Raw genomic sequence first — 24,833 nt, forward strand, 5'->3', positions numbered from 1 at the left:
TTATGGAATTAAAAAAGCTTGCAAATATAATTACTGCATACGGAATTGACGTTTTACTAATTTTTTTCGGTTTGTTTACTCTATTACCTTTTAATTTTAGAGGAGCAATGGTTATTGTTTTTTTATTGTTTAGTATAATAGCTGGCTATGGAGGTGAGAATAAATTTGTTTTGAAGCCATTTATAATTAACTCTTTGCTGTTTTTATCTTATTTACTAAGTCTGTTATACACTTCTAATTTAAAATCTGGTTTGGGGCTCTTAACGACTGATTTATCTTTAATTGTAATACCCTTAAGTTTTTTTTTGATTTCTAGAAATAGAAAGATTTCATATAAGTTGCTTTTGAATAGTCAATTTTTTCCGATTTCTTTTTTTTGTTCTTGTGTTTTTTTGGCCTGCTTTATAATTTTTAAGGCTACTTTTTTTTTCAAATTTGAAACTAATAAGGTTTTAATTAACCCTTTTTTAAAGGAACTCGATACAAATTTATTTTGGTTTTCTGATCATCCTATCTATTTGTCATTAGCTATATCTATATCATTAGTAATATCTTTATTTCTAATAAATAATAATAACAATAAATTTAAGTTTTTAATTTATTCAGGGGCAATAATTCAATTAATTGCAATTATAATAATGTCAAGAAAAGGAGTTATAATAGCTCTTATTATTGCTTTTTTAATTACGCTTCTTTACAAGTATAAATTATCGTTAAAAACTATGTTTTATTCTTTGTTTTTTTTCGGGATTATAGCGGGGATAATATTTGCTTTTTCTTTAGATACAATAAAAAGGTTTGAAGAAGTTTTTGATAACAAAAGTTATGGAGAGGTTCAAGAATTTTCATCAACAAGTATACGCTATAATATTTATAAATGTGATTTTGCTTTGATAAAGGAAAATTTACTTTTTGGATATGGTATTGGTGATGTAAAGGAAACATTAAGAGGTTGTTATAAAAACAAGTCTGAGGTTTTGTATAATGGTAATTATAATTCTCATAATCAATACTTGGGAATATTATTAATTTCAGGTGTATCAGGATTGTTTATTTTTATGTATTCGATTGTTTTAAATTTTAAATTATTTCATAGGAGAAAGGATTATATGGCAAGTTCCGTCTTAGTTTTATTCTTGTTGGTTATGTTGTTTGAGAATATTTTAGATAGACAGAATGGAGTAATTTTATTTTCTCTATTTATTAATTATTTTGCATTCATGAATCATTCCCTCCCCACCCCCGAAAAAAAAATATTTGATGAATAGAGTTTTATTAATAGGACCATTACCAGAACCTACAACTGGTGTTTCCCTAGCCAATAAAGTTGTTGATGATGGTTTAGAAGTTAATGGTTTTAAGGTAGAAACTATTAACACTTCGTATAATAAATTTGAGGAAAGTTTAGGGAAGTTTTCATTAAGCAAGGCTCTGTTTTTTCTAAAACTTAATTTTCAGGCTTATAAGATATTTAAAGTTAATACTGTCTATATTACCCCAGGCCAAACGTTTTTTGGGATAATGAAGTATGCCATATTTATACTTTTAACAAAAATGTTTGGTAAAGAATTAATAATACATGTTCATGGAAATTATTTGGTGAAAGAGTATGCTCAGCTAAAAGGGGTGAAAAAAGCAATATTTAGTTGGCTTTTAGGTAAAACTTCAAAAGGCATTGTGCTGTCAGAATCCTTGAAAGGGAATATGTTACCCTTTATAGATAATAAACAGATTTTTGTATTATATAATTTTGTTGAGGATTATTTGTTTTCTCAAAAGGAAACTGAAAAGGAAACTATCGAAAAACCTAAAATCATATTTTTAAGTAATTTAATGCAAGAAAAGGGGATTTTAGATCTTTTGGAAGCTTTTTTAATTTTAGAAAATGAGGGTTTTCAATATGAAGCTAGAATAGCAGGAAATATAGATGTTAAAAATAAGGATGTGATAGAACAATATTTTAATAAATTAAAAAATGTAGAATATTGTGGTGTTGTTTCAGGTATTGATAAAAAGAGTTTACTTGATTGGGGAAATATTTTTATACTTCCTACGTATTATGAAATGGAGGGGCAACCTATTTCAATTTTGGAAGCTATGGCTACTAGAAATTTAATTTTGGTTACAAATCATGCAGGAATTCCAGATATCTTCGAAAACGGGAAAAATGGTTATTATATTGAGAAAAAGAATCCTTTAGATATAGTTGAAAAGATAAAGATGGTATCAAATGAGTTAATTGTGGCTGATAAAATTAGGAATGAAAATTACGAAGTAGCCAAACGTAATTATCAAGTAAGAAATTTTATATCAAATCTTACAAGAATTATTAAAGTTTAAAAGGAAATACGGGATGGTGATTAATCAGGATTTAAGTTTATATAAAAACCCTACAGGTTTTAGAGGCAAGCCAGGTTGGTTTGTTCAGATTTGGTGGTTAATCCAATCCACTTTATTTGAATGGTCTCCACAATTTTTATATGGGTGGAGACGCTTTCTTTTGCGTTGTTTCGGGGCTAAAATAGGAAAAGGTGTTGTTATAAGACCTTCAGTAAAAATGACCTACCCCTGGAAAGTATCTATTGGCGATTATAGCTGGATAGGCGATGAGGTTGTATTGTATTCTCTTGGGGAGATTGAGATAGGTTCAAATGTTGTTATATCTCAAAGAAGTTATATTTGTACAGGGTCTCATGACTATGCAAAAAAAGAGTTTCCAATTTATGCTAAGAAAATAACCATAGAAGAGGGGTGTTGGTTGGCCACAGATGTTTTTGTTGCTCCGGGAGTATTAATTGAAAAAGGAACTGTTGTAGGAGCCAGAAGTTCTGTATTTAAAGATTTAAAGGCTTTTTCTGTATATGCAGGATCTCCGGCTAAATTGTTAAAGAAAAGAAACATTGAATAAAAGAATTATCATTGTAGGTATAAACTATTATCCTGAGGATAGCGCAATTGGTTTGTATACAACACAAAAAGCAGAGTTTTTAGTAAGTCAAGGATTTGATGTCACTGTAATTACAGGGTTTCCTTATTACCCACAATGGGAAATTAGGGAAGATTATAAGAAGAAATCATATTTACTTAAAGAAACCATTAATGGCGTAACCGTTTTTAGAAGTAAGCAATATGTACCAAGTAATCCTACGTTTTCAAAACGTATTATTCATCTTTTAAGTTTTACTTTTGGAAATTTTATAAACCTTTTTAAAGTCTCTAAACCAGATGTTGTGATCGCTATAGTACCCTTTACAACTTCTGTTTTATTAGGCTGGTTTTTAAAGTTTCGCTATAAATCCAAGTTATGGGTTCATATTCAGGATTTTGAGTTTGATGCGGCAATAGATTCTGGCTTATTAAAAGGCAATGCAAAGCGTATTTTTAAGTCCCTGTTATGGGTTGAAAAAAAATTACTTAATAAGGCCGATGTAGTTTCCACCATAAGTTACGGGATGATAAATAAGCTTAATTCTAAATCTAAGACGAAGTCGTATTATCTTACCAATTGGATAGATGTTTCATTATTTGATGATTTACAGAATAAAGTTCATCCGTATTTACAATCTGCTAAATTTAAAATTTTGTACTCAGGAAATATCGGGGCAAAACAAGATTGGAAATTTTTTATTGATTTTGTAAGTCAATTGAAAAATATGGATAACCTTGAGGTTGTTGTTGTTGGAGAAGGTGCCGAAAAGAACAAAGTGGTTTCAGCGTTACAAGACTTTCAATTTATTAAGCATTATAATTTAGTGCCTTTTGAAGAATTACCTGTTTTGTTATCAAGTGCAGATGTGCATGTGTTATTTCAAAAAACAGATGTTATTGATACCGTTATGCCCTCTAAACTATTGGGAATGATGGCTAGTGGTAAGCCTTCTATAGTTACAGGAAATATGAAAAGTGAGGTGGCAACTGTCCTTGAAGAATCTAATGGGGGCTATTATTTTGAGGGTAATTCAGTAAAAGAAATAATAGATTGTGTTAAAATCTTGAGAGAAGATAAAAAATTAAAGGAGACTTTAGGGGTAAATGCCAAAAAGTATGTTCAAGAAAAGTTTTCTCAACAGGAAGTTTTAAATAAGTTTGTAAAAGAATTAGTTAGATAGTCTTAATAAATGAAAATTAAAACCATTTGCTGCATCGGCGCAGGCTACGTAGGTGGCCCAACCATGGCTGTGATTGCTCAACAATGTTCACATATTAAAGTAACGGTTGTGGATCTTAACGCCTCTAGAATTGCTGCATGGAATGATGCCGATTTGAATAAATTACCGGTGTTTGAGCCAGGATTAGACAAAGTTGTTGGTGAAGCTCGTGGAAGAAATTTGTTTTTTTCTACCGATGTGGACCAAGCCATTGACGAAGCCGATATGATTTTTATATCCGTGAACACACCAACTAAGACCTATGGTAAAGGTAAAGGCATGGCAGCCGATTTAAAATATATTGAATTATGTGCACGTCAGATTGCATCGGTGTCAAAATCCAATAAAATTGTGGTTGAGAAATCTACATTGCCGGTTCGTACAGCATCAGCCATAAAAAATATTTTAGATCATACAGGCAATGGGGTGGAGTTTCAAATACTATCAAATCCTGAATTTTTAGCAGAAGGAACAGCTATTGAAGATTTACTGTCTCCAGATCGTGTTTTAATAGGAGGTGATACTTCGGATAAAGGACAAGAGGCGATTCAAGCTTTAGTTGATGTATATGCCAATTGGGTGCCTAAGGAACGTATTTTAACAACCAATGTCTGGTCATCTGAACTTTCTAAATTAACAGCTAATGCCTTTTTAGCACAGCGGGTATCATCCATAAATTCCATATCGGCGCTTTGTGAAAAAACGGGTGCCGATGTGAATGAAGTAGCCAAAGCTATTGGATTAGATTCCAGGATAGGTTCTAAGTTTTTAAAATCTTCTGTTGGCTTTGGAGGGTCTTGTTTTCAAAAGGATATCTTAAATCTTGTTTATATCGCTAAAACCTACGGCTTAAATGAAGTTGCTGATTATTGGGAGCAGGTTATCATTATGAACGATTATCAAAAGAATCGTTTTTCAAACAATATTGTTTCTACGCTCTATAATACTGTTTCCGGAAAGAAAATCACCTTTTTAGGTTGGGCGTTTAAAAAAGATACGAACGATACCCGTGAGTCTGCGGCGATTCAGGTGGCCGATAATCTATTAAACGAACAAGCGCATATTGAGGTGTACGATCCTAAGGTGAGCGAAGAACGTATGTATGCGGATTTGGATTATTTAAATACCAGAACTGAAGCAGAGAATAGAGCGTTATTAAAAGTGCTGAAAGATCCTTACCAAGCTTGTAAAGAGTCCCATGCTATTGCGGTATTAACCGAATGGGATGAATTTAAAACTTATGACTGGCAACGTATTTACAATAATATGTTAAAGCCTGCTTTCGTTTTTGACGGTCGTGGTATTTTAGACACAAAAGCTTTGGAAAAAATCGGATTTGTGTGTTACTCCATCGGAAAAGGTTCTAAATAAAAAACTATCAATGAAAAAGGTTCTAATAACAGGTGCTGCTGGATTTTTGGGTTCACATTTATGTGATCGTTTCATAAATGAAGGATATCATGTTATAGGTATGGATAATTTCATTACCGGTGACAAAAAGAACCTTATTCATTTAATAAATCATCCGAATTTCAAGTTTATAGAGCACGATGTTACCGAGTTTATTCAAATAGAAGGTGAATTAGATTATATCCTTCATTTTGCATCGCCTGCGAGTCCCATAGATTATCTAAAAATACCTATTCAAACACTGAAGGTAGGTTCTTTAGGAACGCATAATTTGTTAGGTTTAGCCAAAGCGAAAAATGCGAAAATATTAATTGCCTCAACGTCTGAGGTATACGGTGATCCGTTAGTGCATCCACAGTCTGAGGATTATTATGGAAATGTAAATACCATAGGGCCAAGAGGTGTTTATGATGAGGCGAAACGTTTCCAAGAGTCTATAACTATGGCTTATCATCGTTTTCATGGATTAGAAACTCGCATAGTGCGTATTTTTAATACTTATGGACCAAGAATGCGATTGAATGATGGTCGTGTTATACCTGCATTTATGGGACAGGCCTTAAGAGGGGAAGACTTAACCGTTTTTGGTGATGGTTCGCAAACCCGATCGTTTTGCTATGTAGACGATCAGGTTGAAGGTATTTATCGATTATTATTTAGTGACTATGCCTATCCGGTTAATATTGGAAATCCTCATGAAATTTCAATTAAAGATTTTGCTGAAGAAATCATTAAATTAACAAATACATCTCAGAAGGTTATTTATAAAGAGCTACCAATTGATGATCCATTACAACGACAACCAGATATAAGTTTAGCTAAAAAACTATTACATTGGGAGCCGAAAGTAACTCGAGAACAGGGTATGAAATGGACGTTTGATTATTTTAAAACTTTATCGGAAGAGGAGTTATTTAAAAGTGAACACAAAGATTTTAAACAACATATAAAAAAGTAAATTGAGTACAAACCAAAAAGGACGATTTTCTAAATTTATTAATCCTATATCTCGCTGTATTGATATAGGACTCATGGTAGGAGCTATTTTTTTGTTTCCTATAAATTTCAATCATGTTTATTTTTTTCTATTGTATTTGGTGATTTTTTGGGAAGCTATTGCGTTCTATAATCATTTTTATGAGGTACAAAGACATACGCGTTTATTCCAAATCGTCGCTTTGTTGCTGAGACAATTTGTGTTACTCGCTTTTGCGTTGTATGCTTATATAGGTTTTTTTAAACAACCTAATATTAGTAGATTGGCTTTGGGTGAGTATTTGATTTCGGTGTTTCTTTTGGTGTCTTTTTTTAAAATTTTGACCTTTTTCCTGCTTAATAGGTATAGAGCAGTTTTAGGAGGGAATCTAAGAAATGTAATTGTTCTTGGAAATACCGAAAAAGCAAGACAATTAATCAAAATTTTTAACACCAAACTTCATTTAGGTTATAAGTTTAAGAAGCAGTTTACAGTAAAAGATGATGAATTTTCCTTAAAAAAATGTTTCGATTATATTATTGAAAATGAAATAAATGAGATATATTTTTCAGTAGCTGCTTTATCAAATAAGCAGATTAATAAACTTATTGATTTTGCCGATAATAATTTGAAAGAATTAAAATTTATACCAGATAATAAGGATATTTATTCAAGAAAATTGAAATATGAATATTACGACTATATACCTATACTCTCTATGAGAGATATACCAATTCAGGAGCCGGTTAATAAGTTCGCAAAACGAGCTTTCGATATTATTTTTTCATCGTGTGTTATTATTTTCTTATTATCTTGGTTAACCCCAATTTTAGCAATAATTATAAGATTAGAATCAAAGGGGCCAATATTTTTTAAACAGTCCAGAAATGGGTTCAATTATAAAGAATTCGACTGCTATAAATTTCGTTCTATGACACCTAACGATGATGCCAACGAGCAACAAGCAACTAAAGGCGATATGCGAATTACTAAGGTTGGAGCGTTTATTCGAAAAACAAGCATAGATGAATTACCTCAGTTTTTTAATGTGCTTTTTGGAGACATGTCTGTGGTCGGTCCAAGACCGCATATGGTAAAACATACCAACATGTATGCAGAAAGAATCGATAAGTTTATGGTACGTCACTTTGTAAAACCTGGTATAACGGGTTTAGCACAAACCAGTGGCTTTAGGGGTGAAATAGAAACCGATAAAGATATTGTTAACCGTGTTAAATACGATATATTCTATATAGAAAACTGGTCGCTGTTATTAGACCTAAAAATTGTGATACAAACGTTTTTAAACGCTGTTAAAGGTGAAGAAAAAGCATACTAATGGAAGGTTTAGTTTCAATAATAACACCTTCTTATAATTCGGCTAAATATATTACTGAAACTATTGAATCTGTTCAAAAGCAAACCTACCAAAATTGGGAATGGATTATTGTTGATGATAGTTCTTTGGATCATACAGTTGACATTATTAAAGAATACATTGCTGAAGATTCAAGAATAAAACTTATTGAGTTAGAGACAAACTCAGGACCGGCCGTTGCCAGAAATAATGGCATAGAACAAATTAAAGGTCAGTACATGACCTTTTTGGATGCCGATGATATATGGTTTCCAGATTTTCTTGAAAACAGCATCAAGACGATTCATAGTACTAAAATTCCGTTTGTATTTTCATCTTACAAAAGATCGGATGAAGATTTAAATTTTATTTATTCTGATTTTATTGTTCCCGAAAAGGTAACCTATACCGATATATTAAAATCCAATTCCATAAGTTGTTTAACGGCATTTTTGGATATTAGTATTTTAGGGAAAAAGTATATGCCTGAAATAAAAAAAAGACAGGATATGGGTTTGTGGCTTCAGTATTTAAAGGATATTCCATATGCCTGCGGGATTCAAGAGCCTAAGGCTATTTATAGAATTCGGAAACATTCGCTTTCCAGAAATAAAAAAGGATTAATTAAATATCAGTGGGAATTTTATAGAGAAGTTGAAAATTTAAGTGTATTAAGCTCTGCATATTATATGTTTCAATGGATGTACAGAGGTTTTTTAAAATACAATAATTAAATTAAAGACTTAAATTGGTTTAATTTGCCGCTTTTTTCGCGACTTAAGCGTTCTTTCCTTTCAAATTGAACTGTTAGTCCAGATTCCAGATACGTTTCAATAGCAGTTTTAATATTTGTTTTGTCTTTTTCTGAAAGAGCAATATCGCTAACATAACTAATTTTAAAGGTATTTATCTTAGTTTGTTCAATAATGAATTCTTTTACATTGCCTGAATCTTCAATCACGGTTTTAGTCACATAATAGAAGGTTAAGCCTGCTGCCGTTTTTCCGCTTGGCAGCTTGACAATATCGTTGGTGCGGCCGGTTAAATGTTTAAGTATTGGGGTTTTCAAGGTGCTGGATTCTGCTAAAGTTCCTATATCGCCTAAGTCGTAACGAATAAAGGGGAGCGCTTTATTGTAGAGAGATGTAACAACTATGCGACCCTCTTTGCCGTAGGGTAGCGCTTGGTTGTTTTTATCTAAAATCTCAACAAACAAATCGTCACTATTTACAATCCATTGGTTGCTTGGGTTTTCAAAAGCGATTATTCCTAATTCTGCAGCACCGTATTCATTGACAATAGGAATGCCACACTGCGTTTCTAAAAGTGTTCGATCATCTTCAAATAGCATTTCCGAAGTCACAATACACAATTTTAATGTCGGACAAATATCTTTTAAAACAAGATGTTTCTTTTGAATAAACTTTGCGAATTGAACAATAGAACTGGTATAGCCGTTTATGTAGTCGAATTTTGTTGCTTTAAATTTATCAAGGGTTTTTTCAAATTCAGAATCACTTAAATTGAAAACCGAGAATCTGTACCTGTTCCCTAGAGTATCTTTGAAACGTTCTTTGTAATAGCTTTTTTTGTCTAGAGGAATACCATAAAATCGCGCTTGTTTCGATGTGTTTAAATCAATATTATACCAGCCATAGCGATCAAAAATGCCAGACCATGTTAAAGCATGAGAAAAGGTGTCTTTTGCAAAAATAAAGGGATCACCAGAAGAACCAGATGTTTTATTTACAAATGTGTTTTTTTTAGAAAATTCTTCTGAAATCCGATTTGAAAGCGGTTGTTGTAAATCTCGTTTGGTCATGACCGGAATACTATTCCAATCGTTTGGGTTGGCATCTTTAGCAAACATTTTGTAAAACGGGTTATGTTTTAAATGGTAGGCAACAATAGTCTGTTTTTGTATGTTTAAATATTCCGCGTAATGTTCCTCACTAATATTTTGAATAGATTTCAAAAGGGTATTGGTTTCCTTAACAGGAAAGCCTTTTAAAGCTAACGATAGATTAAATAAATTCAACAGGACACATTATTTTTGTAAAGTAAATAAAAAAAAGTCGTGAATTCGAGGCATTAATTTTATTTTTGCACTCATAAAAATTACGTTTAGTGCTTAGCATTAAATAACAATAAATTGAAATCCCTGAGAAAGGGGAAATCTAAAAACATCTAAACAATGAATATATTAGTTCTTGGTTCAGGAGGAAGAGAACACGCTTTCGCTTGGAAAATTGCACAAAGCCCGTTATGTAATGAATTATATGTAGCGCCTGGAAATTCAGGTACTGCTAATGTGGCGACCAATGTAAATATTGGCGTAACCGATTTTGAAGCCATTAAAGAATTAGTATTAGACAAGAAGATCGATATGGTTGTTGTTGGGCCAGAAGATCCTTTAGTACAAGGGGTTCATGACTTCTTTTTAAATGATGATGCTCTTAAGCATATTTCAGTTATAGGCCCACAAAAAGAGGCTGCTGAATTAGAAGGTAGTAAAGAGTTCGCTAAAGAATTTTTATACCGTCATAACATTCCAACGGCTGCTTATGAAAGTTTTACTGCTGAAACAGTTGAGAAAGGTTATGCTTTTTTAGAAACGCTTAATGCGCCGTATGTGCTTAAAGCAGACGGTTTAGCTGCCGGAAAAGGTGTTGTTATTTTAAATGACTTAGACGAAGCTAAAGCCGAATTAAAAAGCATGTTAGTCGATGCTAAATTTGGTCAGGCGAGTACTAAAGTGGTCATTGAAGAGTTTTTAGATGGTATCGAGTTAAGTTGTTTTGTATTAACCGATGGTGAAAACTATAAAATCTTACCAACAGCTAAAGATTACAAACGAATTGGTGAAGGCGATACCGGATTAAATACAGGTGGTATGGGAGCTGTTTCTCCAGTGCCTTTTGCAACCGAAGAATTCTTAACTAAAATTGAAGACCGTATTGTTAAACCAACTATAGAAGGGTTTAAGAAAGATAAATTACCTTACGTAGGATTCGTATTCATAGGATTAATCAAAGTAGGAGACGACCCTAAAGTAATTGAATACAACGTGCGTATGGGCGATCCAGAAACAGAAGTGGTATTACCAAGATTGAAGAATGATTTCGTTGAAGTGTTACAAGCAATGGCAAATGGAACACTTAATAAGATTGACATCGAGATTGACGAACGTGCAGCGACAACCATCATGATGGTATCTGGAGGTTACCCTGAAGCTTATGAAAAAGGCAAAGAGATTACAGGTTTAGATGACATTGAAGAGTCTATTCCATTCCACGCAGGAGCGCAATTAAAAGAAGGTAAAGTTGTGACTTCTGGAGGGCGCGTTATTGCAATTACCTCTTATGGAGAAACGTACCAAGAGGCCATAAAAAAATCTTACCAAAGTATAGATAAACTAAACTTTGATAAGATGTATTATCGTAAAGATATAGGATTCGATTTATAAAAACGAGTGCGAAGAAACAGTTTTGTCTTCTTCGTTGTTGTCGTTAAACTTTTTAAGTTGTAACATCCAGTAAACCAAAGCTACTAGACAGATAACAACAAAAATCCAAGAAATGATGCTTGCTGCGAACCAGTTTTCAAGTTCTAAAGCACGTAAAGCATCTAAAGGTTTAAAAAGAACATTAACGAATAAATCCTGTATCGCGTAAAAAAAGTCTTTCATGAGTGTGTTATATTATTTTTTTAAGGCTCATGTCACGTTCAATATTTAAAATTTCAAAAGAGAAATAAATAAATATATCAGTTTCATAGTTAGTATATTTACGTAGCAAAAATACAAAAACGGTTAATGATAGCAAGTCTTTTTAGTAAATCTAAGCCAATAAATTTTGTCGTAGTACTTTTTATTACGCTTTTAGCTTTTACTATGGCTAGAATTCCGTTGGTAAATCAACCGATAACCATTGCTTTTATTTTTAAGCAGTTATCGGTTTTTTTATTATGTTGCTTGACCATTTTGGTAGTAAATTTTATTATTTCAAAGAATAATTTAACCAAGAAGAATAACTACGATGTGTTGTTGTATAGCGTGTTTTTACTCACGTTTGTTCAAACTACAGGAGATATAAATATTCTATTTGCTAACTTCTTTTTCTTACTTGGGTTACGACGGATTATGAGTTTGAGAACTGAAAAAAACGTCAAAAAAAAATTGTTTGATGCTGCGTTTTGGATTGCCATAGCGTCACTGTTTTACTTTTGGGCGATTCTTTTTTTCGTACTTATTATAGTTAGTCTTTTGTTGTATTCTGACAATCATTTACGTCATTGGATTATACCATATACAGGTGTAGCTTCTGTATTTATATTATCGGTTTGTACCTCAATTATTGTAACAGGAGATTATTTTAAGTTACTGCATATTAATCCAACTATTGGCGCTGATTTTACATCGTATAATTCATTAAAGTATTTGGTTGGGATTACCATGCTACTATCCTTCGGAATCTGGGCTTCAATATTTTATTTGAAGAATTTAAAAAGTAAAAAGAAATCGTTTAGAGCATCGTTTCAAATTGTTATTATTGCGTTTCTGGTTGCGGCTTTAGTAATTGCTATGGCGCCTAATAAAACAGGAAGCGAATTCTTATTTGCTTTTGCACCATTGGCTATAATTATTACCAATTATTTGGAAACCATTGAGGAAAACTGGTTTAAAGAAGTCTTTTTGTCAATCTTGGTAGTAGTTCCTTTTATTCTGTTATTGTTGTAATTTTTGTCCGAATGCTAAGTCGCCAGCATCACCCAATCCAGGAACGATATAGCTGTTTTTGTCTAACTTTTTGTCAATGGTTGCGATCCATAAATGAGCATTGGCATCAAAATGTTTGTTTACTAACTCTACGCCTTCTGGCGCGCCAATTAAACTTACTAGATGTACTTCTTTTGCTGTTCCAAAGGGCTTTAAAGCTTCGTAGGTTGCAATCATAGATTGGCCAGTGGCTAGCATAGGGTCCGCGAGAATTAGAGTTTTTCCTTCTAAACTAGGGCAGGCTAAATATTCAACAATAATCTCAAAACTTTCAGGGTTGTGTTTGTGATGTCTGTAAGCTGAAATAAAGGCATTTTCGGCTTTGTCAAAATAATTTAATAAGCCGTTATGCAAAGGCACGCCGGCCCTTAAAATCGAACATAACACAATGTTGTTGTCAATTAAATTCATATTACAGGCGCCTAAGGGCGTGGTGATTTCTGAGGTTGAATAGCTTAATGTTTTACTCATTTCGTAGCCTAAAATTTCACCAATCCGTTCAATATTTCTTCTAAAACGCATACTGTCCTTTTGAATGTTTACATCACGCATTTCTGCAATAAAGCTATTCAGTATAGAATTTTCAGTTGAGATATTGTGAATTTTCATGCCTTCTATTTTAGAATTGAACAATAAAGTTAATTAATTAGACTTATATTTGTGCTCCTAAATATTAATACATCATGTTTACAGATAAAGCCAATAAAATATTTCAAGAGGTTATTGCAAAATACCACGAAATAGATTCAGTAGATCAACCGTTCGAAAATGCTTACCCAGAAAGCGATTTAATCGAACATTTATTGTATAGAAAGTGTTGGATTGATACGGTACAATGGCATTACGAAGATATTATTCGTGATCCGCAAATCGACCCAGTGGCCGCTTTAACCTTAAAACGCCAGATTGATGCTTCAAATCAGGACAGGACCGATATGGTGGAGTATATTGATAGCTATTTTTTAGATAAATACAAAGACGTTGAAGCTAAAGCCGATGCGACAATCAATACAGAAAGTCCGGCGTGGGGTGTAGATAGATTATCTATTCTTGCCTTAAAAATCTATCACATGAATGAAGAAGCAACGCGTACTGATGCTTCAGATGAGCACAGAGCGGCATGTCAAAAGAAATTAGACGTGCTTTTAGAACAACGAGTGGATTTAAGCACCGCTATCGATACCTTATTAAGCGATATTGAAAAAGGCGATAAGTACATGAAAGTGTATAAGCAAATGAAAATGTACAACGACGACGAGCTTAATCCTGTTTTAAGAGGTCAGAAATAATAATTGTCATTCAGAACTTGTTTTAGGATAAAACAATGATATTAATGTTGTCACACTGAGCTTGTCGAAGTGTCAATCGTATAATTTCATCAAACATACATGCCAAAATCACCAGGACATATTCTTGTTATTCGCCTTTCTGCAATGGGTGATGTGGCAATGACGGTGCCTGTACTTCGGGCTTTTACAAGACAATATCCTCTGGTTAAAGTCACGGTTTTAACCAGAGGTTTTTTTACGCCTTTTTTTAAAGATATTCCTAATGTTTCTGTGTTTGTAGCCGATTTAAAAGGAAAACATAAAGGTGTTTTTGGGTTATATAAATTATCTAAAGAATTAAAAGCTTTGGGCATTACTCAGGTGGCCGATTTACACAACGTGCTTCGGACTAACATTCTCAAAACCTTATTTTTAGGAACTAAAGTGGTTCAGATTGATAAAGGACGTACTGAAAAGAAAGCTTTGGTTTCGGGAGACATATTTCAGCAATTAAAAACAACCCATCAGCGTTATGCCGACGTGTTTCAGGCTTTAGGATATCCAGTTGATTTAAGTCAGCCGGAATTTCCAAAACCAAGTTCGTTAACTTTAAAAGGTTTTGAAAATAAATCTGGAAAGTGGATTGGTATTGCGCCTTTTGCAGCTCACGAAGGCAAAATGTATCCTTTAGAATTGATGAAAGAGGTGATAGCTAAATTGGCTGAAGATTACCGTGTAATTTTATTTGGTGGTGGAAAAGACGAAGCTCAAATTCTTGAAGGGATTTCTGAAAATTTTGATAATGTGACGAATACCGCCGGTCAATTAAAATTTGACGAAGAATTAGCTGTGATTTCTAATTTAGATCTCATGCTGGCTATGGATTCTGGTAATGCACACATGGCTGCTATGCAAGGTGTAAAAGTAATTACTATTTGGGGTGTAACACACCCGTTTGCAGGTTTTGCGCCTTTCAATCAACCGGAAGATTATGCTTTGGTTGCAGATATAAATCAGTTTCCATTGGTGCCGACTTCCATTTACGGAAACAAATATCCTGAAGGTTACGAAAAAGCTTCAGCGAGTATTTCTCCACAAACTATTATAGAAAAAATAAAAGCGGTTATTTAATAAAGAACCGTATCAACCTGAACTTGTTTCAGGTTCTCATAACACTTGAGATTTGACACAATGCGATTCTGAAATAAATTCAGAATGACAGTTTTTAGTTTTTATTAAATAACCGCTTCTTTATTTTAAAAACGAACTAGTCTAAAAATCTAATTTAAACATCATCGTAGTCTACGGTAATGGTTGGGGTTGTTGGTTGCGCCTGACAGGTTAATATTAAACCTTCTGCAACTTCCTGCTCGGTTAAAATACTGTTTTGACGCATGGTTGCAGCGCCTTCTTTTACACGTGCTAAACAGCTGCTACAAATACCACCCTGACAAGAATACGGTGCATCTAAATCTTCGTCGATTGCTGCTTCCAAAATGGTTTGTTTTTGAGACATTTCAATCACCGTTTCTTCATCGTCAACTATAATGGTTGCTTTAGTTGATCCGTTTGTTGCTGAAGTGGCTGGTGTTTCAATGGCTTCAACTTTTGCAGCTTTAAATAATTCGTAATGAATACGTTCTGCATCGGCACCGTTAGCCGTTAAAACATCTTTCACGGTGTGAATCATAGCTTCTGGTCCACACAAGTAATAGGCATCAACATCAATATGTTTGTGCTTGTTTTTCATCACGTAGTTTACCGTGCTTTTCTCGATACGACCAAAAATAGCATCGTCTTCATCAGCTTGGCTAAATACAAACTGAATAGAGAAACGCTCTTTATATTCATGTTGAAGCTCTAAAAGTTCGTTTAAGAACATGGTGTCTTCGGTAGTTTTGTTTCCGTAAACCAGAATAACATGACTGTGCACTTCTTCTTCTAAAGCACATTTTATAATACTTAAAACTGGGGTTATACCACTACCAGCTGCAAAAAGTGCAATGTTTTTTGTGATAGAATCATTAGGTTCAAAGGTAAAACGCCCCTTTGGCGGTGCAACTTCTAAAACATCACCTTCTTTTAATTCTTGGTTGGCATAAGCAGAAAACGTTCCGTCTTTAACTTCTTTAATAGCGACTTTTAATTCGCCACTTTTTGGAGAAGCGCAAAGCGAATAATCACGACGTATTTCGTTGCCGTTAACAGTAGCTTTTAATGTGATATACTGTCCTGATTTAAATGAAAAAGTATCGGTTAAAGCTTCCGGAACATCAAACGTAATGCTAATGGCTTTTGATGTCTCACGCTTTATATTTTTAATGGTAAGATTATGAAATGATGACATGTGTAAATTTTTGACAAAAATAGTGAACTTGGCGTGGAAAAATTAAATTTGTTAGAAACATTTGGATTAAAAATAATATTAATTTGTAGAATTGTGTAAGAATAAAGCTAAGTATTAACCAATTAAAAATCAATAAAATTGAAAAATCTTTTATTTGCTTGCTTATTAGTTGTGGGAACAGCAATGTATGTTCAAGCACAAGACAATTCAGAATTCAAAAAAGAAACTATTGAATTCATTAAACTAACGGGTTCAACTACCGCTTTCGAAACAGCTATTTCTCAAATAGGAAATATGGTTTCTGAAGATAAAAAGGAGGCCTATATGAAGGAAGCTAAAGGGACTTTAGGTGGGTTGTATGAAAAAATGGCCGGGTTATACATGGCTGAATTCACTCGTGAGGAGATTAAAGAATTAACGGCTTTTTATAAAACTGATTTAGGTAAGAAACTTGCAGGAAAACAATACGGTTTAGCACAAAAAGCCATGATGTTTGGACAGAGCTGGGGCATGGAAGTGCAAGCTATTGCTCAAAAATATATGTAAAAAGAGGTCTGCAGACTTCTTAAGTCGAGTTTTCATTGGCATTTCATCGCATAATCAAAAAAGATGTTTATTTTTACCTGCTTACATAATATAAGTAAGAGTTTACAGTTATTTAATTAGACTAAAAATACCAACATTGAAAGCATCATATAAGGTTCCATCTATTATTGCATGTTCCATTCTTTTGGTTGTAAGTTGTTCTAGAAAAAAGGACAAGTTTATCAGCCGAAATTTTCATGCAGTTACGGCAGAATTCAACACGCTATACAATGGGTATAACGCTTTAGAGCAGGGTAGAGCGAGTCTTAATGAAAGCTATACCGATAATTACTGGGATGTTCTTCCAATCGAGCGCCTAGAGGTTTTTGATGAGGTTATTTTGCCAGGACAATCAAAAAATGAGAGTTTTTCAACGGCAGAAGAAAAGGCGGTAAAAGCCATTCAAAAGCACAGTATGAACATTGGCGGGAAAGAGAAAAATCCGCAAATGGATGAAGCCTACTTGTTATTAGGAAAAGCGCGTTACTTCGATCAGCGTTTTGTGCCGGCTTTAGAAGCGTTCAATTACATTCTTTACAAATATGCAGCCAGCGACAAAATCAATCAAGCCAGAATTTGGCGAGAGAAAACCAATATTCGTTTAGAAAATAATGAGCTGGCGATTAAAAACTTAAAGCGTTTATTAGAACAGGAGGAGTTAGAAGATCAGGATTTAGCCGATGCAACCTCTATGTTAGCGCAAGCGTATTTAAATACCAAATCTATAGACAGTGCAATTACCCAGCTTGAAGTGGCATCAAACGTTACGAAAAGTAACGACGAACGCGGACGTTACCGTTTTATACAAGGGCAGTTGTACAATGAGCTAGGTTATAAAGACAGTGCTAATATCGCATTTGATAAGGTTATCGAACTAAACAGAAAGACGCCAAGAATTTACATGATTAGTGCCTATCTGGAAAAAATGAAGAATTTCGATTACGAAAATGAAGATAGAATGGCGCTATTAGAATTGTTAACCGATTTAGAAGAGAATCGTGAGAACCGTCCGTATCTCGATAAAATTTATTTCCAAAAAGGTCAATATTATCAAAATACAAATGCCGAAGCTTTAGCGATTGAATACTACAACAAATCGTTACGAACCAATTCTAGAGATCGCTTATTAAAAGCTAAAAATTACGAGATTTTAGGTGATATCAATTTTGATAATTCGGTTTATAAAGAAGCTGGAAATTATTACGATAGCACACTAACGAATCTTGAATTAAACTCCAAACCGTATCGTGTTATTAAACGTAAGCGCGATAATTTAGAAGATGTTATTTACTACGAAGGTATCGCAATAACTAACGACAGTATTTTGCGATTGGTGCGCTTACCGGACGCTGAGCGTATAACTTATTTTCAGGGTTTTATAGATGACTTAAAAGCCAAAGCTGAAGCAGAAAAAGAAAAAGCCGAAGCTTTAGAACGTAATCAAGGGTTAGCTACGGTTAATGCGGGAGGCAGACAGGCACCGGCGTTTCAAGGTGTGGGAGCTCCAGCACAAGCGACGTTCTATTTTTACAATCCAACCACTGTGGCATATGGTAAAAATGAGTTTATTAAAAAATGGGGGAATAGAGCATTAGAAGACAACTGGCGTTGGTCCAGTAGAGGTGTTATTGGAAATATTGGAGGAGCAGGAGGGACAAATATTGTAGCCGCTGCGACCGAAGAAGAATTATACGATCCGGAATATTACATCTCTAAAATTCCAACTGAGCAAAAGGTAATTGATAGTATTTCTAAAGACCGTAACTACGCTTATTATCAGTTGGGGTTAATCTATAAAGAGAAGTTTAAGGAATACGAATTGGCGAAAGATAAGTTTCAGGATTTGTTAGAGAGTAATCCAGAAGAGCGCTTAATATTACCTTCAAAATATAATCTGTATAAAATTTATGAGTTGCTTGGTGAAAATGGTGAAGCAGCCATTGCTAAAAATGACATTATAAATAATTATCCAGATACGCGCTACGCGATGATTTTAAGTAATCCGGATATGGTTTCTGATGAAGATGAAAACAGTCCTGAGAATTTATATCAGGCTTTGTATGCGCAATATGAGAATCAGGAATATGCCGACGTGATTTCGAAAAGTGAAGATTACATTAATAGATTTGAAGGCGATGCCATTGTGCCAAAGTTTGAGCTGTTAAAAGCAACAGCTACTGGTCGATTATATGGTTTTGATGCTTACAGTAAGGCTATTAATTTTATAAGTGTCACTTACGCAAACAAACCAGAGGGTAAAGAAGCACAACATATTGAAAGCAATGTATTACCTGTTTTAGCAAATAAAGATTTTGTAAAAGATAGCGATAGCATCAGGCAGCAATATAAGGTGATATATACGTTTAAAGACGCTAAAAAGGAGCAATTAGAAGGCTTTAAAACCGAATTAGATACGGTGTTAAGTCATGTTAAATATTATAAATTACAATCTTCAGTTGATGTTTACGATACAAATACTAATTTTGTGGTCGTTCATGGCATAACTAATAAGTTAGTGGCGAACACTTTCGAGCAGTTATTTGCTAAAGAAGATAAAAAGAAAATAAAAGAACCCCATTTCGTAATATCGTCTAAGAATTATCAAATTATTCAGATTCATAAGAACCTAAATGATTTTTTAAACGTAGATACAAATTAAATTAATAGCAATTATGTTTACCGAAAACAAAAAAGAAAAAAAAATGACAGAAGGACCTACCAGTCAGAATATTTCGCAAGGCACTAAATTAGTTGGAGACCTTACAAGTGAAGGTGATTTTAGAATAGAAGGCACCGTAGAAGGTAATGTAATTACCAAAGGAAAAATTGTAGTAGGTAAAACAGGATTTATAAAAGGAACATTGCAAGGTACCGATGCTTATTTTGAAGGTAAGTTTTCAGGTAAGTTAACCTTATCAGGAACATTAACCTTGAAAAATTCAGCAGAAATTGAAGGCGAGGTTTCTGTAGGTAAATTAGCTGTAGAACCTGGTGCAGCATTTAATGTAACCTGCTTAATGAAAGGTGCTGTAAAAGAAATGAAGGGTGGACAACAATCGAAATCAGCCGAAAAGACAGCTTAATAAGTATGTAAGGTTTACATCTATTGCGCTTCAAATGGGGTTAACCATTTATTTGGGGAGCAAATTAGGCGAGTGGTTAGACCATAAATTTGGCAACGCCAATCAATTATATTATAAAATAGTAACATTGCTAGCAGTTTTCCTGGCAATGTTTTCTGTTATTAGGCAAGTACTTAATATTACCAATAACGATAAGAATGATTAAAAGAATACTCCTTTTTACACTGGTTGTAGTGTTGCTTTTTGCAATAGCATTAGCAATACATCAAAGCATTTTATCGCAACCACTGTCGTTTCCGTTGTGGCAGGTCTACTTATTTCATGTCGTAGCATCGTTAGTAGTGTACGCCAGTATTGAGGGTATTTGCAGTATTATGCCCAACAATGCGGGGTATGCGTATCTGGCATTTATGTTTTTAAAAATTGGTTTGTTCTTATTGATTTTTAAAAATGCCGTATTCGAAAATGATAGTTTAACACAGGTGGAACGATACGCTTTAGTACTGCCTTTATTCTTGTTTTTAACAACCGAAGCTATCGCAGTAGGAAAGTTGCTTAACAACAAATAGTTAATGAATATTTTTCCTGAAAAATGATAATTCTGCAACATAAAAAAAACTAACTAAAAAAAGGGTTTGGGTTTTTAAATTATTGTGTACATTTGCACAAAATTTTAGAGAGCGTAATTTCATTAGTTTAGAAAATATGATGGTAGCAACAAAATCTATCAAGTTTATTGCAATTTTAGTTTTAATGATGACTTCGGTTTTTGCCTTTGCAAACGAAGGAGAGCATGATAATCAGCATCATGAAGGAGGAAATAAAGTTGACACTCCAGAAGAGATTAAAGAATACATTGCACATCACTTAAAAGATTCTCACGATTTTCATTTATATACTAATAACGAAACCGGAACGCATGTAAGTTTCCCGTTACCTGTTATTGTATGGACTAGTGAAGGGTTAAGAACGTTTATGTCTTCGGAATTTCACCACGACGATGCAGGTCATGTTATCGTAGAAAAAGATGGTGTTAAACTAACAAAGATTCACAGTAAAATTTACGAATTAGAGGCAGGTGCTGATGAAGTTGTTTTTGACGATCACCACCATGCTGAAAATGCACACAAAGTTTTAGACTTCTCTATCACTAAAAGTGTATTTGGTATGTTATTAGCAGGTCTTTTAATGATCTTAGGGTTTGGAGCTTTAGCTAAAGGATACAAAAAAGGAGCAATCCCAACTGGTTTTGGTCGCGCTTTAGAGCCTTTAGTAATTTATGTGCGTGACGAAATTGCACGTCCTAATATTGGTGAGAAAAAATACAGAAAGTTCATGTCTTTCTTATTAACGGTATTCTTCTTTATCTGGATCTTAAACTTATTGGGGTTAACGCCACTTGGGTTTAACGTAACAGGTCAAATTGCAGTAACTGTATGTTTAGCAATTTTCACAGTGGTTATCTATTTATTTAGCGGAAGTAAAGATTTTTGGGGTCACACGTTATGGATGCCAGGAGTACCTTATATCTTAAGACCTATTTTAGCAGTAATAGAATTAATTGGTTTCGTATTAATTAAGCCATTCTCTCTGTTAGTGCGTTTATTTGCTAACATGACTGCAGGACACTTTGTGGTTATGAGCTTAATAGCATTAGTGATTACCATGAAAGAAGCCTTTGGTCCGGTAGCATCAACAGGTGTTTCTTTAGCACTAGCATTATTTATCTCGGTTATCGAAATACTGGTAGCCTTTTTACAAGCGTTTATTTTCACGATGTTATCATCGTTATTTATAGGTATGGCTGTTGAAGAACACGACCATCACTAATTAAGAATTTGTTTAATTAATATTTAAAATCAATTAGTATGTACAATTTAATTGGAGCAGGATTAATCGTAATCGGAGCTGGATTAGGTTTAGGTAAAATTGGTGGTAGCGCTATGGAAGCTATCGCTCGTCAACCAGAAGCTGCTGGAAAAATCCAAACAGCAATGATTATCATCGGAGCTTTATTAGAAGGTTTAGCATTCGGTGCATTAATCTTAGGAAAATAATTCCTAAAAGAAACAAAATAGAAACAGCATTCTGTAACGGTTGGTTGCAGAAGCTGTTTTTAAAAGATTAAACAAAACACAAAAACGAAACTTATTATATAGTTACATATGGATCAGTTATTAAATGATTTTTCACCAGGATTGTTTTTTATGCAAGCCATCATCTTATTAATCTTAATTGTATTAATGAGAAAATTTGCTTGGAAACCTATTTTAGAGTCTTTACAAACTCGTGAAGACGGGATTAAAAATGCATTAGATTCAGCAGAGAAAGCAAGATTAGAAATGCAAAATCTTCAAGCAGATAATAAGAAATTATTAAACGAGGCTAGAGCGGAAAGAGAAGCGATGCTTAAAGAAGCACGCGAGATGAAGGATAAAATGATTGAGTCTGCTAAAACAGAAGCTGAAACACAAGCAAACAGCATTATAGAGCAAGCACATGCTGCTATTGAAAGCGAAAAGAAAGCGGCTATTGCAGAATTGAAAAGTCACGTTGCTGGTTTATCTATCGAAATCGCAGAGAAAGTATTACGCGAAGAACTGTCTGATAATAGCAAACAACAAAAGTTAGTAGATTCTTTAATTGGAGAAGCTACCTTAAACTAATATTACTATGGCAGGAGAGAGAGCAGCGATACGTTACGCAAAAGCAGTTTTAAGTTTAGCATCAGATAAAAATGCAGCCGAGGCTGTAAATGCTGATATGACTTTAATTGCGAACACCATTGCAGAAAGCAAAGACTTAAACGGTGTGCTTCAAAATCCTATCGTAAGATCATCTGTTAAAAAATCAGTAATTCAGGAAGTGTTTAAAAATACTAATGCATTAACTGGAAATTTAGTAGATACTTTAATTAGCAACAAAAGAATAGCTTTAATTGGCGAAGTAGCAAAACAATACAGTGTGTTATTCGACCAGTTAAAAGGTTCTCAAATTGCTAAAGTAACCACGGCCGTGCCTTTAACAGCAGAATTAAATGCTAAGGTATTAGCTAAAGTTAAAGAACTTACAGGAAAAGAAGTAGAGGTTCAAAATATTATAGACGAAAACATTTTAGGTGGTTTCGTATTACGTGTTGGCGATATGCAGTACGATGCAAGCATCGCGAATAAATTAAACAAGTTAAAAAGAGAATTTACATTAAACTAAAGATAGTTTTATCTTAAATAAATTATAAGATGGCAGAAGTTAAACCAGCTGAAATATCAGCAATCTTAAAACAACAACTTTCAGGTTTTGAAGCAGGAGCTTCATTAGACGAAGTAGGAACAGTATTAACTGTTGGTGACGGTATTGTTCGTGCTTACGGACTTTCTAATGCACAATACGGTGAGTTAGTAGAGTTTGAAGGCGGATTAGAAGGAATCGTATTAAACCTTGAAGAAGATAACGTAGGTATTGTATTGTTAGGTCCTTCAGTAGGAGTTAGTGAAGGTTCTACAGTAAAACGTACTAATCGTATTGCATCTATTAATGTAGGTGAAGGTATTGTTGGACGTGTTGTTGATACTTTAGGTAACCCTATCGATGGTAAAGGTGCTATCTCAGGTGAAACTTATGAAATGCCATTAGAGCGTAAAGCGCCTGGTGTTGTTTTCCGTGAGCCGGTAACTGAGCCGTTACAAACAGGTATTAAATCTATCGACGCGATGATTCCTGTAGGTAGAGGACAACGTGAGTTGGTAATTGGTGACCGTCAAACTGGTAAAACTACCGTTTGTATCGATGCTATCTTAAATCAAAAAGAATTCTACGATGCTGGTAACCCAGTATACTGTATATATGTTGCTGTTGGGCAAAAGGCTTCAACTGTAGCAAACATTGCTAAAACATTAGAAGAGAAAGGCGCTTTAGCGTATACAACTATCGTTGCTGCTAACGCTTCAGATCCAGCTCCAATGCAGGTTTATGCTCCTATGGCGGGTGCTGCAATTGGTGAGTACTTTAGAGATACTGGTCGTCCTGCTTTAATCGTATTTGACGATTTATCTAAACAAGCAGTTGCTTACCGTGAGGTGTCTTTATTATTACGTCGTCCACCAGGACGTGAGGCGTACCCTGGAGACGTTTTCTACTTACACTCTCGTTTATTAGAGCGTTCTGCAAAAATCATCAACGATGATGAGATTGCAAAAGGAATGAACGATTTACCAGAGTCATTAAAACCAGTAGTAAAAGGTGGAGGTTCGTTAACAGCGTTACCAATTATTGAAACTCAAGCGGGTGACGTATCGGCTTATATCCCAACAAACGTAATTTCGATTACAGATGGACAGATTTTCTTAGATGGTGATTTATTCAACTCTGGTGTACGTCCGGCAATTAACGTAGGTATCTCTGTATCTCGTGTTGGAGGTAATGCACAGATTAAATCGATGAAGAAAGTATCTGGTACGTTAAAATTAGATCAAGCGCAATTCCGTGAGTTAGAAGCATTCGCGAAATTCGGTTCAGATTTAGATGCTGTTACTTTAAACGTAATTGAAAAAGGTAAACGTAACGTAGAGATCTTAAAGCAAGCTCAAAACGATCCGTTTACGGTTGAAGATCAGGTAGCTATTATCTATGCTGGTTCTAAAAACTTATTAAAAGACGTTCCTGTAGACAAAGTAAAAGAATTCGAAAAAGATTACTTAGAATTCTTAAAAGCGAAGCACAGCGATGTATTAGCGACTTTAAAAGCAGGTAAATTAACTGATGAAGTTACAGATACATTGGCAACTGTAGCAAAAGAATTATCAGGAAAATATAGAGCATAATATCCATTGTCATCCTGAACGTGTTTCAGGATCTCAAATTATAGTTAAAGAAGATTCTGAAA

Annotated in this window: 26 protein-coding genes; 22 read left to right on the forward strand and 4 right to left on the reverse strand. The window is 34.0% G+C overall.

All coding sequences use genetic code 11. The annotated features are described in order from the left end of the window. Positions 1-2: 2 nt before the first annotated feature. The 8 genes from ICJ85_RS04960 (at position 3) to ICJ85_RS04995 (ending at position 8,625) form a co-directional block, all read left to right on the forward strand. The gene (locus tag ICJ85_RS04960) at positions 3-1,268 is read left to right on the forward strand and encodes an O-antigen ligase family protein (protein WP_188222674.1); all 1,266 of its coding nucleotides are present in this window, start codon (positions 3-5) and stop codon (positions 1,266-1,268) included. After that, on the forward strand, positions 1,261-2,340 hold the full coding sequence (locus tag ICJ85_RS04965; protein ID WP_188222675.1) for a glycosyltransferase family 4 protein: 1,080 nt from the start codon (positions 1,261-1,263) through the stop codon (positions 2,338-2,340). Before ICJ85_RS04960 ends, ICJ85_RS04965 begins: the two co-directional genes overlap by 8 nt. 13 nt (positions 2,341-2,353) lie before the next feature. Next, positions 2,354-2,908, forward strand: a complete 555-nt coding sequence (locus ICJ85_RS04970; RefSeq protein WP_188222676.1) for a putative colanic acid biosynthesis acetyltransferase — start codon at positions 2,354-2,356, stop codon at positions 2,906-2,908. Beyond that, positions 2,901-4,109, forward strand: a complete 1,209-nt coding sequence (locus ICJ85_RS04975) for a WcaI family glycosyltransferase (RefSeq protein WP_188222677.1) — start codon at positions 2,901-2,903, stop codon at positions 4,107-4,109. The genes ICJ85_RS04970 and ICJ85_RS04975 overlap by 8 nt, the downstream gene beginning before the upstream one ends. 9 nt (positions 4,110-4,118) lie before the next feature. Beyond that, on the forward strand, positions 4,119-5,519 hold the full coding sequence (locus ICJ85_RS04980; protein ID WP_188222678.1) for a UDP-glucose 6-dehydrogenase: 1,401 nt from the start codon (positions 4,119-4,121) through the stop codon (positions 5,517-5,519). A 10-nt stretch (positions 5,520-5,529) separates the two neighbouring features. Next, complete coding sequence (locus tag ICJ85_RS04985; RefSeq protein WP_188222679.1) at positions 5,530-6,516, forward strand: UDP-glucuronic acid decarboxylase family protein; 987 nt, start codon at positions 5,530-5,532, stop codon at positions 6,514-6,516. Between the two features lie 73 nt (positions 6,517-6,589). After that, complete coding sequence (locus ICJ85_RS04990; protein ID WP_188223127.1) at positions 6,590-7,873, forward strand: undecaprenyl-phosphate glucose phosphotransferase; 1,284 nt, start codon at positions 6,590-6,592, stop codon at positions 7,871-7,873. Further along, positions 7,873-8,625, forward strand: a complete 753-nt coding sequence (locus ICJ85_RS04995; protein WP_188222680.1) for a glycosyltransferase family 2 protein — start codon at positions 7,873-7,875, stop codon at positions 8,623-8,625. The genes ICJ85_RS04990 and ICJ85_RS04995 overlap by 1 nt, the downstream gene beginning before the upstream one ends. Here the strand turns inward: ICJ85_RS04995 and ICJ85_RS05000 are convergent. After that, complete coding sequence (locus ICJ85_RS05000; protein WP_188222681.1) at positions 8,622-9,929, reverse strand: phenylacetate--CoA ligase family protein; 1,308 nt, start codon at positions 9,927-9,929, stop codon at positions 8,622-8,624. The two genes, ICJ85_RS04995 and ICJ85_RS05000, sit on opposite strands and share 4 nt — an antisense overlap. 156 nt (positions 9,930-10,085) lie before the next feature. On the opposite strand from ICJ85_RS05000, the gene purD reads away from it, so the two are divergent. After that, positions 10,086-11,357, forward strand: coding sequence for a phosphoribosylamine--glycine ligase (purD, locus tag ICJ85_RS05005; RefSeq protein WP_188222682.1), 1,272 nt, complete (start codon positions 10,086-10,088; stop codon positions 11,355-11,357). Here purD and ICJ85_RS05010 read toward each other — a convergent pair. After that, entirely contained in the window at positions 11,352-11,579 is a 228-nt protein-coding gene (locus ICJ85_RS05010; protein WP_188222683.1) for a DUF6341 family protein, read from the reverse strand. The genes purD and ICJ85_RS05010 overlap by 6 nt on opposite strands. A 126-nt stretch (positions 11,580-11,705) precedes the next feature. Here ICJ85_RS05010 and ICJ85_RS05015 point away from each other — a divergent pair, with 126 nt between their 5' ends. After that, positions 11,706-12,629, forward strand: a complete 924-nt coding sequence (locus ICJ85_RS05015) for a DUF6427 family protein (protein WP_188222684.1) — start codon at positions 11,706-11,708, stop codon at positions 12,627-12,629. On the opposite strand, the gene upp is transcribed toward ICJ85_RS05015, so the two are convergent. Next, a complete protein-coding gene (gene upp / locus ICJ85_RS05020; RefSeq protein ID WP_188222685.1) occupies positions 12,618-13,277 on the reverse strand; it encodes a uracil phosphoribosyltransferase in 660 nt (219 codons plus the stop codon). The two genes, ICJ85_RS05015 and upp, sit on opposite strands and share 12 nt — an antisense overlap. Positions 13,278-13,351: 74 nt before the next feature. Here upp and ICJ85_RS05025 point away from each other — a divergent pair, with 74 nt between their 5' ends. Together ICJ85_RS05025 and ICJ85_RS05030 are read left to right on the forward strand one after the other, a co-directional pair. After that, positions 13,352-13,957: a DUF4254 domain-containing protein gene (locus ICJ85_RS05025; protein ID WP_188222686.1), complete on the forward strand. Its 606-nt coding sequence runs from the start codon at positions 13,352-13,354 to the stop codon at positions 13,955-13,957. Between the two features lie 99 nt (positions 13,958-14,056). Then, entirely contained in the window at positions 14,057-15,067 is a 1,011-nt protein-coding gene (locus ICJ85_RS05030; RefSeq protein ID WP_241739490.1) for a glycosyltransferase family 9 protein, read from the forward strand. Positions 15,068-15,221: 154 nt separating this feature from the next. On the opposite strand, the gene ICJ85_RS05035 is transcribed toward ICJ85_RS05030, so the two are convergent. Next, positions 15,222-16,283, reverse strand: coding sequence for a ferredoxin--NADP reductase (locus ICJ85_RS05035; RefSeq protein WP_188222687.1), 1,062 nt, complete (start codon positions 16,281-16,283; stop codon positions 15,222-15,224). 138 nt (positions 16,284-16,421) lie between these two features. Between ICJ85_RS05035 and ICJ85_RS05040 the strand changes: the two genes are divergently transcribed. The 10 genes from ICJ85_RS05040 to atpA all read left to right on the forward strand — a co-directional run bounded on the left by ICJ85_RS05040 (position 16,422) and on the right by atpA (position 24,771). Beyond that, on the forward strand, positions 16,422-16,829 hold the full coding sequence (locus ICJ85_RS05040; protein ID WP_188222688.1) for a DUF2059 domain-containing protein: 408 nt from the start codon (positions 16,422-16,424) through the stop codon (positions 16,827-16,829). Between the two features lie 136 nt (positions 16,830-16,965). Continuing rightward, positions 16,966-19,527, forward strand: coding sequence for a type IX secretion system periplasmic lipoprotein PorW/SprE (porW, locus tag ICJ85_RS05045; RefSeq protein ID WP_188222689.1), 2,562 nt, complete (start codon positions 16,966-16,968; stop codon positions 19,525-19,527). 13 nt (positions 19,528-19,540) lie between these two features. Next, complete coding sequence (locus ICJ85_RS05050) at positions 19,541-19,951, forward strand: bactofilin family protein (RefSeq protein ID WP_188222690.1); 411 nt, start codon at positions 19,541-19,543, stop codon at positions 19,949-19,951. Then, a complete protein-coding gene (locus tag ICJ85_RS05055; RefSeq protein WP_307882721.1) occupies positions 19,914-20,156 on the forward strand; it encodes an AtpZ/AtpI family protein in 243 nt (80 codons plus the stop codon). The genes ICJ85_RS05050 and ICJ85_RS05055 overlap by 38 nt, the downstream gene beginning before the upstream one ends. Beyond that, positions 20,149-20,520 carry a DUF6168 family protein gene (locus tag ICJ85_RS05060; RefSeq protein ID WP_188222692.1) on the forward strand — a complete coding sequence of 124 codons (372 nt, stop codon included), beginning with the start codon at positions 20,149-20,151 and terminating at the stop codon, positions 20,518-20,520. Before ICJ85_RS05055 ends, ICJ85_RS05060 begins: the two co-directional genes overlap by 8 nt. Positions 20,521-20,656: 136 nt before the next feature. Continuing rightward, complete coding sequence (gene atpB, locus ICJ85_RS05065; protein WP_188223129.1) at positions 20,657-21,781, forward strand: F0F1 ATP synthase subunit A; 1,125 nt, start codon at positions 20,657-20,659, stop codon at positions 21,779-21,781. 38 nt (positions 21,782-21,819) lie between these two features. After that, positions 21,820-22,008, forward strand: a complete 189-nt coding sequence (atpE, locus tag ICJ85_RS05070; RefSeq protein WP_057782517.1) for an ATP synthase F0 subunit C — start codon at positions 21,820-21,822, stop codon at positions 22,006-22,008. A gap of 108 nt (positions 22,009-22,116) precedes the next feature. Next, positions 22,117-22,617, forward strand: a complete 501-nt coding sequence (locus ICJ85_RS05075; protein ID WP_188222693.1) for a F0F1 ATP synthase subunit B — start codon at positions 22,117-22,119, stop codon at positions 22,615-22,617. 7 nt (positions 22,618-22,624) lie between these two features. After that, on the forward strand, positions 22,625-23,161 hold the full coding sequence (atpH, locus tag ICJ85_RS05080) for an ATP synthase F1 subunit delta (RefSeq protein WP_188214334.1): 537 nt from the start codon (positions 22,625-22,627) through the stop codon (positions 23,159-23,161). A gap of 29 nt (positions 23,162-23,190) precedes the next feature. Beyond that, positions 23,191-24,771 (forward strand): F0F1 ATP synthase subunit alpha, encoded by a 1,581-nt coding sequence (atpA, locus tag ICJ85_RS05085; RefSeq protein WP_188222694.1) that lies wholly within the window; start codon positions 23,191-23,193, stop codon positions 24,769-24,771. Positions 24,772-24,833: the final 62 nt, after the last annotated feature.

Source organism: Aestuariibaculum marinum (genome assembly GCF_014596975.1).
GTDB classification, from domain to species: domain Bacteria; phylum Bacteroidota; class Bacteroidia; order Flavobacteriales; family Flavobacteriaceae; genus Aestuariibaculum; species Aestuariibaculum marinum.

Bases quoted from the DNA above. Each gene is read 5' to 3' on its own strand.
- atpA (WP_188222694.1), top strand. From the start codon at position 23,191: ATGGCAGAAGTTAAACCAGCTGAAATATCAGCAATCTTAAAACAACAA.
- ICJ85_RS04970 (WP_188222676.1), top strand. From the start codon at position 2,354: ATGGTGATTAATCAGGATTTAAGTTTATATAAAAACCCTACAGGTTTT.
- ICJ85_RS05035 (WP_188222687.1), bottom strand. From the start codon at position 16,283: ATGTCATCATTTCATAATCTTACCATTAAAAATATAAAGCGTGAGACA.
- ICJ85_RS04995 (WP_188222680.1), top strand. From the start codon at position 7,873: ATGGAAGGTTTAGTTTCAATAATAACACCTTCTTATAATTCGGCTAAA.
- atpB (WP_188223129.1), top strand. From the start codon at position 20,657: ATGATGGTAGCAACAAAATCTATCAAGTTTATTGCAATTTTAGTTTTA.
- atpE (WP_057782517.1), top strand. From the start codon at position 21,820: ATGTACAATTTAATTGGAGCAGGATTAATCGTAATCGGAGCTGGATTA.
- purD (WP_188222682.1), top strand. From the start codon at position 10,086: ATGAATATATTAGTTCTTGGTTCAGGAGGAAGAGAACACGCTTTCGCT.
- ICJ85_RS05030 (WP_241739490.1), top strand. From the start codon at position 14,057: ATGCCAAAATCACCAGGACATATTCTTGTTATTCGCCTTTCTGCAATG.
- ICJ85_RS04980 (WP_188222678.1), top strand. From the start codon at position 4,119: ATGAAAATTAAAACCATTTGCTGCATCGGCGCAGGCTACGTAGGTGGC.
- ICJ85_RS05050 (WP_188222690.1), top strand. From the start codon at position 19,541: ATGTTTACCGAAAACAAAAAAGAAAAAAAAATGACAGAAGGACCTACC.
- ICJ85_RS04965 (WP_188222675.1), top strand. From the start codon at position 1,261: ATGAATAGAGTTTTATTAATAGGACCATTACCAGAACCTACAACTGGT.
- ICJ85_RS04960 (WP_188222674.1), top strand. From the start codon at position 3: ATGGAATTAAAAAAGCTTGCAAATATAATTACTGCATACGGAATTGAC.
- ICJ85_RS05010 (WP_188222683.1), bottom strand. From the start codon at position 11,579: ATGAAAGACTTTTTTTACGCGATACAGGATTTATTCGTTAATGTTCTT.
- ICJ85_RS04990 (WP_188223127.1), top strand. From the start codon at position 6,590: ATGGTAGGAGCTATTTTTTTGTTTCCTATAAATTTCAATCATGTTTAT.
- ICJ85_RS05075 (WP_188222693.1), top strand. From the start codon at position 22,117: ATGGATCAGTTATTAAATGATTTTTCACCAGGATTGTTTTTTATGCAA.
- ICJ85_RS04985 (WP_188222679.1), top strand. From the start codon at position 5,530: ATGAAAAAGGTTCTAATAACAGGTGCTGCTGGATTTTTGGGTTCACAT.
- ICJ85_RS05060 (WP_188222692.1), top strand. From the start codon at position 20,149: ATGATTAAAAGAATACTCCTTTTTACACTGGTTGTAGTGTTGCTTTTT.
- upp (WP_188222685.1), bottom strand. From the start codon at position 13,277: ATGAAAATTCACAATATCTCAACTGAAAATTCTATACTGAATAGCTTT.
- atpH (WP_188214334.1), top strand. From the start codon at position 22,625: ATGGCAGGAGAGAGAGCAGCGATACGTTACGCAAAAGCAGTTTTAAGT.
- ICJ85_RS05015 (WP_188222684.1), top strand. From the start codon at position 11,706: ATGATAGCAAGTCTTTTTAGTAAATCTAAGCCAATAAATTTTGTCGTA.
- ICJ85_RS05025 (WP_188222686.1), top strand. From the start codon at position 13,352: ATGTTTACAGATAAAGCCAATAAAATATTTCAAGAGGTTATTGCAAAA.